Origin of the sequence: Rufibacter ruber (assembly GCF_014138425.1) — a bacterium.
GTDB classification, from domain to species: Bacteria; Bacteroidota; Bacteroidia; order Cytophagales; family Hymenobacteraceae; genus Nibribacter; species Nibribacter ruber_C.
In genome coordinates this window covers 16,139-29,426 of the sequence record NZ_JACJIQ010000014.1, presented here as the reverse complement: position 1 = coordinate 29,426, position 13,288 = coordinate 16,139, and the positions used below count along the sequence as shown (strand labels likewise).

The following is a 13,288-nucleotide window of genomic DNA, read 5'->3' as shown; positions in this document are numbered from 1 at the left end:
TTCGTTTCAGATATACCGCCCGCTTTTTGGGTATTTTGCTTTTGTCACCTTGAGAGTTCCTTCTCCTTTTGTCATCCTGAAAGGATCTTTTGGGCGAACTAGACAAACTTTAAATAGAAGCGCCTAAGGCTTTCTGCAAAACCAGGAGGTGATTTCTGTTTTCGGCCTACTTTCTGAAAAACAGGCCGAAAACAGGAATTGGTAGGTTTTATCTTTTGGCACTTAAACACTCCTAATTTTCTTGCGATAATAACACAGAGATAGCAGATGCTTCCATAGTCGGCCACTGTTCCCTAAGATCCTTTCAGGTGGCAAAAGGGTAGTTACGTGTTTTACGAGCTCTATAGAACTATAGAACGCTAGCAGCACTAGAAAAACAGTTACCCCCCAAAGCCCCCAGACCGCCCCCCAAAGGTGCCGGAGCGGCTGCTGCTGGGGCGGGTGGAGCGCACCCCGCCAGAGGAAGTGGCCGGACGGCTGTAAGCGCCGGTGGTGCCTCTAAACGCCTGGGCGCCGCGGCTGCGTTCAGTGGCAGTCTGCTGGCGCCACGCCTCGGTGCGTTGCAGGGTGCTGGGGTTGGCGTAATAGCGCGGGTTGGGAGACATCATACGGCCGGCCATGTAGCCAATGCCGCTCCACATGAGCACGTTCATCAGCCCGAAACCAGAGCCGTTGTGCGGGTTGGCCTGCGTGTACTCCTGCATGCGGCGCTCCAGCTCCAGCCCTTGCAGCGTGTCTACCTGCCCGTTGTTGTGCTTCAGGATGGCCATCACCTGCCCCGCCCCGGCGGGACGCTCGTCTGTGATTTTCCAGTTGTCTGGGCTTACCTCGGTCATCTCAGTCACCACCCCCTGGGTATAGGCGGGAGCACTTTCACCGGCATTCCATTCAGTTGAGGCCTCATTGCGGGCAGAGCGGTTGTCTGAGCAGGAAGTAAGACCCAGGCACGCAGCGGCGCTCACCAGCAACACGTTGCGCGAGAAATCACCAATAAGGAAGTAACGCTTTTTCATAACAGTGAGTACGGAAGCCGTTTCTGGCTTGTTTTTGTAAAAGTAGCTCTAAAACAGAAATCTACCCATAAGTCGCCCGGCGGCGGAAAATATTACTACTCCCACAGCGGGTAGTGCTCCAGGTTCACTTTCTTCTGGAAGAAGATCTGGGTGGAGGCCTCAAAGGAGGCGGTGTAATCAGAGACATAGAAATGCGGTTCGCCCAGCAGCTGGGGAGCCGCCATGTTTAGCGCCTGCAACACCTGCCCCACGTGCCGGGCCACCAGCTCAGAGGCATCCAGCACCTGCACGGCGCCCTGGTAAAAAGAATCAATCTGCTCCTTTATAAGGGGGTAATGGGTGCACCCCAGAATCAACGCCTCAATGCCGGCCAGCGCGGGGTCAGACAGATAGGTCTGCACCACGCTCTCTGAGATGGTGTTGTTGAAAAAGCCTTCCTCAATCATGGGGGCCAGCAACGGCGTGGCCAGTGATTTCAGCTGCACCCCCCGGTCCAGCCCGTCAATCTTCTTTTTATAGACATTGGAGTTCACGGTCTGCTTGGTGCCAATCAACCCCACCGTTTTTTGGGCAAATTGCTCCCCCACATACGCCACCACGGGATCAATGACATTGAGCACATGGGCCTTGCTGCCTACGTACTCCCGCACCAGCTCATACGCCGCCGCCGAGGCTGAATTGCACGCAATCAAAATAATTTTACAATTCTGCCTAATCAACAGGTCACAGATTTTGACGGCGTAAGCCTGTATAGCAGCGGTAGATTTGTCACCGTACGGCAGGTGGGCCGTGTCTCCAAAATACACCAGTTGTTCCTCGGGCAAATGGGTTTTAATGGCTTTTGCCACGGTTAAACCACCTATTCCGCTGTCAAACACCCCAATGGGGCGTTGCCTTTTCTCTTGTTGCATCAGCAATTTTTATGATCACCAGAAACCGTCAAAATACACACCCGTATAAATACCCATATTCGTAAAATACAAACCAAAAATGTACTTTTCCGAAACAACACCTAAAACGATGGCGTAAAAGACCATACAAGTTGAAACTAAAAAAGGAGGAATAAAAATGAAAATGTTATCAACCCGCGCCCACGGGATTATGGATTATCTGGTGGGCATTTTATTGATTGCGGCTCCGTTCATCCTTGATTTTGACCGAGGCGGCGCCGAAACCTGGGTTCCCATTATAGTGGGTGCTGTTATTTTACTGCAGAACCTCATGACAAACTGGGAAGTGGGCGTATTCAGAGCCATGTCTGCTAACATGCACTTGAACATGGACTACCTGATTAGTATTTTCTTGGCGGCCTCACCCTGGATCTTTAATTTTGATGAGTATGTGTACCTGCCGCACCTGATTGTAGGTATTGTGATCCTGCTGCAGGCTATGATGACCCGTGTGGTTCCTGAGCATGGCGCTGTGACCAATGCCGGTCCTGCCAATGCCCGCCACCCCTACAGAGGGAGCAGCATGAACCATGGCCATACACACTAATTCTAGTGTAGACGCCAGTTAGTTAAAGAAAAAGCAGAAAAAAGGCCGGGAAATCTCCCCGGCCTTTTTTCTGCTTTACCCCCGGGGCAAAAACCGGTGTAGCTTACACCCTTCCCATTGCGTACCTTTGTTCTATGAATTACCTATCAGCAGACGCTATATCTAAAAGCTTCGGAGACCGCTGGCTGTTCCAGAACCTTACCTTTGGCATTAACCGCGGGCAACGCGTAGCCTTGATTGGAGCCAACGGCGCCGGAAAAACCACCCTCTTGCAGATTTTGGCCGGTACCATTCCGCCAGACAACGGCACTGTGAGCGTACGCAAAGGCATCAAAGTAGGGTACCTGTGGCAGCAGCCCGAGTTCCCGGCCGGCGCCACCGTGCAGGAGGCCATTTTCTCAGGCCAAAGCGAAGTACTGGAGGCTATCAGAGACTACGAGGCCTGTATTGCCGACCCCCACGTGTCTGACGCCAAAATGCAGAAGGTGATGGAGCGCATGGAGAACCTGCACGCCTGGGAATATGAGGTGCGCACCAAACAAATCTTAGGCAAACTGGGCATACAGAACCTGGAGGTGATGGTAGAGCACCTGTCTGGCGGACAGAAAAAACGCGTGGCCATGGCCCGGGTGCTGATTGAGGAACCGGACCTGCTGATCCTGGATGAGCCCACCAACCACCTGGACCTGGAAACCATTGAGTGGTTTGAAAACCTGCTGACCACTGAGCAGACTACGCTCCTCATGGTGACCCACGACCGCTACTTTCTGGACCAGGTAGCCAATGAGATTGCAGAACTGGACCGCGGCCAGCTGTACACCTACAAAGGCAACTACAGCTATTATGTAGAGAAGAAGGCAGAACAGGAGGAAGCCAATGCCGCTGAGATGGGCAAGGCCAAACAACTGCTGAAGAAAGAACTGGATTGGATGCGCAAGCAGCCGCGCGCCCGGGGCACCAAGTCTAAATCAAGGGTAGACGCTTTTTACGACCTTAAAGACAAAACTTCACAGAAAGATACCCGCACCCAGCTGGAGCTGTCAGTGAAAAGCACCCGGCAGGGAAACCAGATTCTGGAGATTGACCACCTGAGCAAACGGTTTGGCGACAAAGTAGTGCTGAATGATTTCAGCTATGTGTTCAGAAAGAAAGACCGCGTAGGCATTGTAGGCCCCAACGGAGCCGGCAAAACTACTTTTCTGAACATGCTGACCGGCCGCTTGGCCCCAGACAGCGGTGAAATCATTGCCGGCCAGACCACCGTCTTTGGGTATTACACCCAGTCTGAGCTCACCTTCAATGAAAACCAGCGCGTGATTGACGTGGTGAAAGAAGTGGCCGAGGTAGTGGAAACCGGCAACGGCGAAACCATTACGGCCAGCCAGTTTCTGCAACACTTCCAGTTTCCGCCCGCGCAACAGTACACGTTTGTGAGCAAGTTGAGCGGCGGTGAGAAAAGACGCCTGCAACTGCTGCGCGTCCTGATCAAGAACCCTAATTTCCTGATTCTGGACGAGCCCACCAATGACCTGGACATTCAGACCCTGAACATTCTGGAGGACTTCCTGATCAACTTTGGCGGCTCCCTTCTGATTGTCTCCCATGACCGCTATTTCATGGACCGCCTGGTGGAGCACTTATTTGTCTTTGAGGAAAACGGCCACCTGCGTGATTTCCCGGGCAACTACACAGATTACCGGGAATGGGCAAAAGAGCGGGAAGCCTTGACCGCAGAGAAAGAAACAAGCCCCTCTTCTACCCCCGCCGCCCCAGCCCCCGTTGCCACCCCGGCAGCGCCTGCAGAAACGACACCCAAGCGCAAAGCCACCTTTAAGGAGAAGCAGGAGTACGAGCAACTGGAGAAACAAATTGAGGAGCTGGAAGCAGAAAAAGAAAAGCTGACAGAAGAGATGAACTCAGGCGAAGGCGACCACAAACGTCTGGCAGAAATGGCCCAGCGCATTCAGCAGATCACAGACCAGGTTGATTCTAAAACCATGCGCTGGCTGGAACTGGCGGAGATTATATAGAAGCCGTGAATTCCAAATTCCTGTTTCCGGGCTGTTTTTCTGAAAACAGCCCGGAAACAGGAAACCCACCACCAATTCATCAGAAAATCCATTCCATCAAAACTCCAACAATTTCAGGGCACCCTACTTCTGTGCCTTTCTGTTTTGGAGCCGTTTTGGCTAAAACGGCTCCAAAACAGAAAAACCCGCCTAAGCTGGTTTTCAGCACAAGCACCAGACCTAAACCACCCACCCCAGTTCAGCTTAGAACCAAAGAGAGAAGGGGCTTCCATGATTAGAGCCTGAGCACAAGTGTCTTTTGTGCCGCAAACGGATATTAAAAGAATCCAACGGTTGCCTCGCCCCCGTAGCGCTGTCATGCTGCTTAAAAAACTGCAGAAGAACCTTTTGCTCCCCGGTTTCGCCTGCAAATTAATATACAAAAAGGGGCTTATGGGCTGCTTACAAACCAACACCTCCCCAGAATAGAGGCACAAGAGCTGGCTTTAACCGTCTGATCTCCCCTAACTGCTAAGAAAAAAGCCCGTTGCAGATTTTACTCAGCCACGGGCTCCTCCCAATTTCTTTCCGCACCGCGGAAAATAGCTCTATTTAATACACGTTGGGCTTTCTCTGGTAACTGAAGGAGAAGCCTACTTTCTGAGGAGTACTCACCTGCTGCTCCTCCAGCTTCTGCTTCACGGTGATTTTCCTGATCTCATCTACCTCTGGCGCCACCAGGTCATTGTTGACCGCGGCAATCATGGCACTTTCAATGAAAAGACGCAGCGTCTCCTCGTCTATTTTATTTTTAGCCATGTCATTGTAAGACAGGTCCAGCTGCTTCACCCCTTCCAGGTAGAAATGGTTGTCAATATTGATCAACACCCGCCCCAGCAGGTAGCCAGGGTCATTTAACCGGTTGTACCTGATAGAGTCAGCCATGAAGTTATACGCCATGATATGCCCGAAGAACCGGCGCCTGAAATCTTCATCTACGTAGCGGCTGCGCATCAGCTCATGCTCATCTGGCAGGGTGATGATGTTGGAGTGCATGACAAAAATGAGCAGATCACCTGAGAACTTGATATGGAATTCAAAGTCATTGTAGCTGCGGTATTCAATTACCACACTGGCATCTACCCCAGAAAAACGTTCTTTTAAGCTGTCTACAATCTTAATGGCACAAGACCGCAGCTGTTCAAAGATTTCCTTGGTGTTTCTGAAGATAGCCTGCTTGGTGCTTGACTTCTGACGCAAACCTTCAAAAATTGACTCTATCCTGTCTTCCATAGCTCATCTTTTGGTTTTGTTGCCTTACTGCGTACTAGTGTTTGTTCTTCAATTGTACCCTGGCAGCGCCAATTTAGTTTTCATTCTCTGAACCGGCCGGGTAAATCTGCCCCTGACCTGCCATGCGCGCCAGTTCCTGGCTGGTTAGCCCAGCCACCTCCTGGAGCACTTCCCATGTATGCTGCCCCAACCCGGGCGGGAATGACAACTCTGCCCGGGCCACCATCTCAGCGGTAATCGCTACCTGCCGCACCCCTTGCCACTGCCCGTTTTCACCGGCCAGCAACTGCCCCAGCCCCAGTGGCTGCGCCAGCGCCTCAGGCACCGTGTGCACCGCCCCTGCCGGCACATGTTGCTGAATCAACGCCTGCAGCAGCGGTTCCCGCTCAAACCGGTTTACCAATTCAGATAAACGCACATTGAGCGCCACCCGGTTTATTACCCTTCCCTTATTGGTTTTATACATCTCCTGCCCCGCCAGCGCGGGCTCCTCCAACACCTGGCACAGAGAGGAGAACTGCCGGTCATCTCCTACCGCCAGCACCAGCTCTTTGCCGTCTGCCGTGGTATAGACCGTACCGTAAGGGACAATATTGGGGTGCTCAGAACCCATTCTTTCAGGGGCTTTTCCTGCCACCAGGTAATTGGTGGCCTGGTTGGCCAGCGAAGAGAGCGCCGCCCGCAGCAGGGAAACTTCTACATACTGCCCCTGCCCGGTTTTTTCCCGCAGGTACAGCGCCGCCAGCAGCCCCTCTTTTAGCTGGTGGGCCGCCATAAGATCTATCATGGCTACCGGCATTTTCACTGGCCCGCCCCCTTTCTCTCCGTTCATGTACATGAAACCCGCCTCGGCCTGCAGCACAGCATCATATCCGGCCCTTTTGCTTTCATTGCCATACCCGGTCACATGGCCATAAAGGAGCCTGGGGTTTTTGGCTGACAGGGTTTCATACTCCATTCCTAATTTCTCAGCGTCTCCCGGCTTAAAGCTCACCAGCACCACATCTGCCTTGGCCACGAGTTCATAAACCGCTCTTTTGGCTTCAGCCGAGGCCAGGTCCAGACAAACAGACTTCTTTCCCCAGTTGGCGGCGGCAAAATAGGCAGACACGTCCTGGGAAGGGTCTTCAGATGAAAGTTTCCATTGCCGGGTCACATCTCCGCGGGAGCGGAGGTTTTCTATTTTAATGACTGTGGCTCCCATCTCGGCAAAGAACTGACCTACGCTGGGGCCGGCCAGCACACTTGCCAATTCCACTACCAGTAGATCATGGAACACACCTTGGTTCTGCGGCATTCTGTTTTTGGGCTGTTTTTCCAAAAATGGGCAAAAAACAGGTAAATGAAAAGTGCAGGCACCGTCCAGGCAAAAACAGTCTTCTCTTCCATGCCCTCACTATGCAACTCGCCTTCATTTACTTTTCACCCCACCAATCTGCCAAACCAGGATAGGCAAAAAAAAGGCGGCGACCTTGTGGCCGCCGCTTTTCCAAAGCATCCTATTGTAAAAACTTCTGTTTCTGTTATCTCACTACCAGGCGTTGAGTTTCAGTTACACCGTCTGCCGTGATAGAGATCATGTAGATTCCCTGGCTCAAACCCAGACCAGTCAGGTTCAAGGTACCGTCAGCGTTCATGGCCCCTGTGTGCAGCACTCTGCCGCTCAGGTCAACCAGGCGAACATTCACAGTGCCTTTGGGAAGTTCTGCAAAGCGGATGTTCACATTGCCGTTGGTCACTGGGTTAGGGAACACACTCACTTTTGCCGCTCCATTTACTTCTGCGCCACCTGCGTTGTTGACAGAGATTACTTTTGAGTATTCTGTAGTACCATCCAGGTCAACCTGACGAAGGCGGTAGTAGGCAGTTCCTTTGGCGGCGCTACGGTCAGTGAAGGCGTAGTCAATGATCACTGATGTGTTACCGGAGCCTTTTACCTCACCCACTTTCACGAAGTCCTTGCCGTTGGCGCTACGCTCAATCTCAAAGCGGTCATTGTTGATCTCTGTGGCTGTTGTCCAAACCAGTTCTACAGCACCGTTGCGGGACACGCCTTCAAATCTGGTCAGGGATACAGGAAGCGGGGTACCGGCGCCACAGTCAGCCACCACTACTGTAGCCTCTCTTGTTGTTGTGCCACACTCGCTGGTAGCAATTACTCTCACAGTCAATGGCTGGCCCAGCTGGTCTTCTTCAAAGATGGCCACTACTTCAACATATCCGTTTCCTTCGTCAACCGGGATGAAACCTTCTGGCAATTGGAATTCATAAGTAACGCCTTCCTGCACATTGGCTACTTCAAAGCGGTAGGTATCATCAGAGAGGTTACACACAGTGTCTGGGGCTACCAGTGTTACTTGCGGGGCACCGGTTGGGCAGGTGTTTTCACATTCAACCACTTTCACTGGCAAGCAAACCGCCTCAGCACCACAGTTGTTGGCATTTACCGCTACCACTGTTACATAAAGAGTGGTATCTACTGGTGCATTCACTTTTACGGTTACAGATCCGTAGGCCTGGCTCACTACTTCAAACTCATCTGGCAAGAAGAACTGGTATTTGATTTTACCGGCTGCATCTGGGTTCTTCACAGAGAACGTATAGTTCTTGGTTGGGCTTGGGCAAACTTCATCTGGAGCGTTCACTTGCAGATCAGGCTTGGTGCATGGGCTGCAGTTTGGCTTTTTAGTTACCGGAATGGCATCATACCCAGCGCCGCAGATTTTGTTGTTTTTCTTCTGGTTGCTTGATACACTCACAGAAACTTCACCGGTAGTATTTCCTGCTTTCACAATCAACAAGTCGGTTCCTTGTCCAGAAACAATCTCCCAGCCAGCAGGCACTGACCAGTCATAATCGAAAGATTTTTTGTTCCCGGCATTGCCGTTGCCATTTCCGTTGGCTTTTACTTTCTCTACATCTGCCTCAAACTTGAGCACATCTCCCTGGCAGAACTGGGCCGGACCAGTGATCACTACTTCCATTTTCTTACCTGGGTGCACAGGTTTTGTACGAACTTTGGTACCGCAGTCAGCATGGTTCACTTTCACTTTCATTGTACCAGGCTTCATACCCACTCTTACAGTCACACAGTTGGTACCCTGGCCAGAGATGATCTCCCATCCGGAAGGGGCGTTACCGGCGTGCGCTCTTGGCACATCCCACACGTAAGAAGTATATTTTGAATCAGCTTTGATGCAGTAAGTTACCACATCACCAGGGCAAGGATTGGCAGGACCTAAAATGTCTGAAGGCTGGGAAGTGTTGCATTTTACACCGCCGTTGTTGTCATTTCCTTTTCCAGCGTTGTTTTTTCCCTTGCCACCGCCATTGTTACCATCTGTGTTTCCGCCAGTTGAGCCGTCACCACCAGTTAATACTCCACATTTGGCTAAGTCAAAGGTTACCATGCCTACAGTAGTTGACGCCTTGGCGGCCACCCGCAGGGTGCGCATGGTTGAAAATTCAAAAGCACTTACATCAAAGGTAAAGACGTCTGTAGCTCCGTTTTTATAACCGTTAATGCCAACACCCTCAAATTTAATTGAGTAGAAAGGGTTGTTAGTACCATTCTCTACTTTGTAATTATACTTTTCTGAGGCATAAGAAACAGCGTTTGAGGTAACGCCTGCTCCGTTTGGCAATTCAAAAGCTGCATAGCTTAAATCATTGGAGCAGTTGGTTTTGATTCTGAAAGACAACCGCACATAATCATTTTCAAGGTTCTCAGCACCTAAAAAGGTAAAATCAAAGCACTGATTGGAAGAAGTGCACTGTGCCTGCGCTTGCTGCGCCAGACCCAAAAGTATAAGCAATAGGGTACAACCCCATGAAAGTATTAGTTTTTTCATGACAATAGGAAAAAAATGGCAGTTTGGATATTTTCGCTAAAGAAGCAGCAACTCAAAGACCCACAAGGGGGTAAAGAAAGAATGGAACCTTAGTTCAGGAAGATCTGATAAGTAAGATCAGTAATCTTAGATTTGATCAAGAGAGGTAGTACAATTATTTTCATATTTTTATCTTTTCTTAAAGGTCTAACAACTAAACAATGTTCTATTTCATTGTTATATCTTCTTTAACGGAAGCAATTTTTAGCAGTTTCACGCTAATTGCACTTTCAATCAATCTTACAAACACCTTCTTTGTTTTATTATATATTTTTACTTGCATTTAGCGATTTAAATAACTTTAACACCAAAACCACCTTTTTAACTATATAACATTTCAAAGTTTAACACATAACAAACCATCTTAAGAGGCTTGCTAACCTCTACAAAACCATCCATTAACCATCTTCTTCACACTCCTGAATAATACCAGTTAAGCCACAAAAAAAAGGCGGTAACCATATGGTTACCGCCTTTCCAGGGCCTCCTTTTGCAACTACGCTTACCTATCTCACCATCAGCCTCTGGGTCTCGTTTACACCGCCGCCATTGATGGAGATCATGTAGACCCCGCTGCTCAACCCCAGGCCACTCAGGTTCAGTGTGCCGTCTGTGCTCAGCGTGGCAGTGTGCAGAACCCTTCCGCCCAGGTCAACCAGACGCACGCTCACCTCTCCTTTAGGCACCTCAGCAAAGCGGATGCTCACGTTACCGCTGGTCACTGGGTTAGGGAACACGCTCACTTTAGCAGAGGCCCCTGCGTTGGCCACCCCTGCGTTATGCTTCACAGAGATCACCTTTGAGTATTCCTGCGAGCCGTCCAGGTCTACCTGGCGCAGGCGGTAGTAAGCCGCACCACTTGTGGCGCCGTTGTCAGTAAAGGTGTAGTCAATCACTACGCTGGTGTTACCTGAGCCTTTCACTTCGCCAATCTTCACGAAATCCTTACCGTTCAGGCTGCGCTCCACCTCAAAGCGGTCGTTGTTGATCTCAGTGGCCGTGGTCCAGGACAGCTCCACCGTTCCGTTCCTTGACACACCGTCAAATCTTGTGAGTGATACCGGCAGTGGGGTACCAGCGCCACACTCACTCACCACCACTGTAGCTTCTGCCGTTGCGGTGCCGCACTCGCTGGTGGCCACCACCCTTACCGTCTGCGGTTGACCCAACTGCTCTTCTTCAAACACAGCCACCACCTCAACGTACCCATTGCCCTCTTCCACCGGAACGAAGCCCTCCGGTAGTTGGAACTCATAACTCACGCCCTCCTGCAGGTTGGCCACTTCAAAGCGGTACGTGTCATCAGAAAGGTTGCAAACAGAGTCAGGGGCCAGCAAAGAAACCTTAGGGGCGCCGGCAGGGCAAGGAGTTGGGTTACAGCCTTTAGGGTTGAAAGCAACTGCACCAATGGTTCCAGCAGCTTTCGCCTGTACTTTAATGGTAGTCAGTTTTGCAAACTCAGCAGCCGTCAACTCATAAGAGAAGGTGTCAGAGGTTCCGTTTTTATAACCTTCCGCCGCTTTGGCCTCAAATTTCACAGAGTAGAAAGGGTTGTTAGTGGTATTCTCTACCGTGTATTTAAAAGTAGTGGCTTGGGGATTTTTAGCTTTTGCCCCGGCCGGCAACTGGAAAGCAACGTTACTCAAGGCGTTCCCGCAGTTGGTGATCACCTCAAATACTATTTTCACATTTCCGTTAGGGAGGGTCACATACCCTTTGTAAATAAACTTGAAGCACTCATCTACTGACACGCAATCACCCTCACCTGGCTGTTCACCACCGTTGTCCTGTCCACCGCAGTCAGGCAGTGGGCAAAGGGTTGGTTCAGCAGCAGTAGCGCAGGCTTTTACAGAAGAGGAAATGGTTGCCTGGTTTCTTACTTCATCTACGATCAAACTCGCAGACGCCTTGGTGAAGTCTAAAAAGCAAAGAGTGCCGGTGATAGTACCTTGATCAGTATTGGTTGAGGTGCCGTACACATGGAAAGTTCCTTTCCCTGTCACTTTGCCATGGGTGTTCTTGAAGTTACCTTTGATTTTGATGAAACCATCATTGGTCAGCTCAGAGATGCTGTTCATGTTATGGAACGTAAAACCAGCGGTTGACTGCTCTATATACCCACAAGCGTAGTTGAAGATACTGCCGTTGCTTTCAATATTTTTATGGCTGTAGATGCGGCCCCAGTTTTTGATAGAAGCTTGTGAATTCACATAAATCCTATCTGAGGTTACTGATCCATAATTCAGCAAAAGGTTTGGCTTTCCCACGCTTACCCCGCTGGGGAAGTTCAGACGGCCGGCAATCTTCACCGTTCCGCAGTTGTAGAAATAACCAGTGTTAATGTTCAAAGCGTCATCTGCAGTAGCCTTTACTTCAAATAAACCTTTATTATACACAGTGGCGCCTGAATTTAAATGCACACTGTTGGAGAACACCATGTTCTTGTTGTTTTTCAAGGTGATTCTTTCAAACGCCTCTGGACTGCCCAAGGCCAGGGTCATGTCGCCGTTATTGATCACAGACCCTTTCTTGAAGAATACATTTCCCTGCACTTTTACAGTACCGTTGTTTACAAAGTAGGCAGAGTCATTGCTGTTGATCCCAAAGTCAAGGTTGGTCAGCTCCATTACTCCGTTCACGGTCACGGCCGACATGTTATTAAGCACCAACAATTTTCCTGAGCCCTTCAAAGACCCGTTCTGGTTGATCAACAACTCCCCTTTGCCATCTTTACCAACCCAAACTTCCTGATTGATGTTCACGGCGTGGTTGATGACAATTTTTTCACAGGAAGAGGGCACTCTGCCTTTGTCCCAGATAGAACGGTCAGAGAAGTTTCCAGCTTTCACTGAAGTGATGATTTCACCGCATTTGGCTGCAAAAGCCTGCTGGGTAATCCCGAAAAGTATAAGCAATAGGGTACAACCCCATGAATGTAAAGTTTTTTTCATGGCAATAGGAGGAAAGAAGGTTTTTGTATTTCTACTAAAGAATTGGCGTTTCAAACACGGCTACCGCGTGCATGTGGAGAGCAAAAGTCTAAAAGGAAAAACTTGAAAGGCAGTGGCTGCCGCTTTAGGCTCATCAGAAAGAGAAAGTACAGCTTTTTTCATATTTCACAGTTTTACTCAGATTAGACATCACAACAACATACTATTTTATTGTTATAAACTGTCTAACGGCCACGCCCTACACCTGTTTCACACAATTGCACTTTCACCTAATGTCACAAGCACATTCCTTTATAAATACAATATTATCAGATATATAATCGCTAAAAACCGCATTTCATCCTATATACCACTATATACATATGTAATTTTTCAAGGCAATCCCTTTTTTCAACCTATTGCAAACAGCTAGTAAAACCATCACAGCAATGCAATTTATTTCACCTCAACCTAACTTCAGGAAATGACCATCCCCCACTTCCGTAGCCTCCGCAGGATCAGCCATTTATCAGCCTTCGCCTACCAGAAAAGACTCTTAAGGCACTTCCAGCCTACGGGTAAGCCCACTGACTTTCCACTAAGGAGAAATGGTCTCACCGGAAAAAGCTATATTTACAGACTTTACATGACCGCCT

At 49.7% G+C, this 13,288-nt stretch carries 8 protein-coding genes; 2 read left to right on the top strand and 6 right to left on the bottom strand.

The annotated features are described in order from the left end of the window. Positions 1-380: 380 nt before the first annotated feature. Together FHS90_RS15670 and murI are read right to left on the bottom strand one after the other, a co-directional pair. Positions 381-1,013 (bottom strand): Cj0371 family chemotaxis-regulating polar lipoprotein, encoded by a 633-nt coding sequence (locus FHS90_RS15670; RefSeq protein ID WP_066839459.1) that lies wholly within the window; start codon positions 1,011-1,013, stop codon positions 381-383. 95 nt (positions 1,014-1,108) lie between these two features. After that, the gene (gene murI, locus FHS90_RS15665; protein ID WP_066839456.1) at positions 1,109-1,924 is read right to left on the bottom strand and encodes a glutamate racemase; all 816 of its coding nucleotides are present in this window, start codon (positions 1,922-1,924) and stop codon (positions 1,109-1,111) included. Positions 1,925-2,081: 157 nt separating this feature from the next. On the opposite strand from murI, the gene FHS90_RS15660 reads away from it, so the two are divergent. Together FHS90_RS15660 and FHS90_RS15655 are read left to right on the top strand one after the other, a co-directional pair. Continuing rightward, positions 2,082-2,510, top strand: a complete 429-nt coding sequence (locus FHS90_RS15660) for an SPW repeat domain-containing protein (RefSeq protein ID WP_182513740.1) — start codon at positions 2,082-2,084, stop codon at positions 2,508-2,510. Positions 2,511-2,644: 134 nt separating this feature from the next. After that, positions 2,645-4,540 (top strand): ABC-F family ATP-binding cassette domain-containing protein, encoded by a 1,896-nt coding sequence (locus tag FHS90_RS15655; protein ID WP_182513739.1) that lies wholly within the window; start codon positions 2,645-2,647, stop codon positions 4,538-4,540. 591 nt (positions 4,541-5,131) lie between these two features. Here the strand turns inward: FHS90_RS15655 and FHS90_RS15650 are convergent. The 4 genes from FHS90_RS15650 to FHS90_RS15635 all read right to left on the bottom strand — a co-directional run bounded on the left by FHS90_RS15650 (position 5,132) and on the right by FHS90_RS15635 (position 12,653). Then, complete coding sequence (locus FHS90_RS15650) at positions 5,132-5,812, bottom strand: hypothetical protein (protein WP_066835183.1); 681 nt, start codon at positions 5,810-5,812, stop codon at positions 5,132-5,134. Positions 5,813-5,885: 73 nt separating this feature from the next. Continuing rightward, complete coding sequence (locus FHS90_RS15645) at positions 5,886-7,109, bottom strand: CaiB/BaiF CoA transferase family protein (protein ID WP_182513738.1); 1,224 nt, start codon at positions 7,107-7,109, stop codon at positions 5,886-5,888. Between the two features lie 226 nt (positions 7,110-7,335). Beyond that, positions 7,336-9,627, bottom strand: a complete 2,292-nt coding sequence (locus tag FHS90_RS15640; RefSeq protein ID WP_182513737.1) for a PKD-like domain-containing protein — start codon at positions 9,625-9,627, stop codon at positions 7,336-7,338. Positions 9,628-10,208: 581 nt separating this feature from the next. Next, a complete protein-coding gene (locus FHS90_RS15635) occupies positions 10,209-12,653 on the bottom strand; it encodes a T9SS type A sorting domain-containing protein (RefSeq protein ID WP_082893598.1) in 2,445 nt (814 codons plus the stop codon). Between the last annotated feature and the right edge of the window lie 635 nt (positions 12,654-13,288).

Excerpts from the sequence above, each read along its gene's own strand:
- FHS90_RS15670 (WP_066839459.1), bottom strand. The coding sequence starts at position 1,013 with ATGAAAAAGCGTTACTTCCTTATTGGTGATTTCTCGCGCAACGTGTTG.
- murI (WP_066839456.1), bottom strand. The coding sequence starts at position 1,924 with ATGCAACAAGAGAAAAGGCAACGCCCCATTGGGGTGTTTGACAGCGGA.
- FHS90_RS15660 (WP_182513740.1), top strand. The coding sequence starts at position 2,082 with ATGAAAATGTTATCAACCCGCGCCCACGGGATTATGGATTATCTGGTG.
- FHS90_RS15655 (WP_182513739.1), top strand. The coding sequence starts at position 2,645 with ATGAATTACCTATCAGCAGACGCTATATCTAAAAGCTTCGGAGACCGC.
- FHS90_RS15650 (WP_066835183.1), bottom strand. The coding sequence starts at position 5,812 with ATGGAAGACAGGATAGAGTCAATTTTTGAAGGTTTGCGTCAGAAGTCA.
- FHS90_RS15645 (WP_182513738.1), bottom strand. The coding sequence starts at position 7,109 with ATGCCGCAGAACCAAGGTGTGTTCCATGATCTACTGGTAGTGGAATTG.
- FHS90_RS15635 (WP_082893598.1), bottom strand. The coding sequence starts at position 12,653 with ATGAAAAAAACTTTACATTCATGGGGTTGTACCCTATTGCTTATACTT.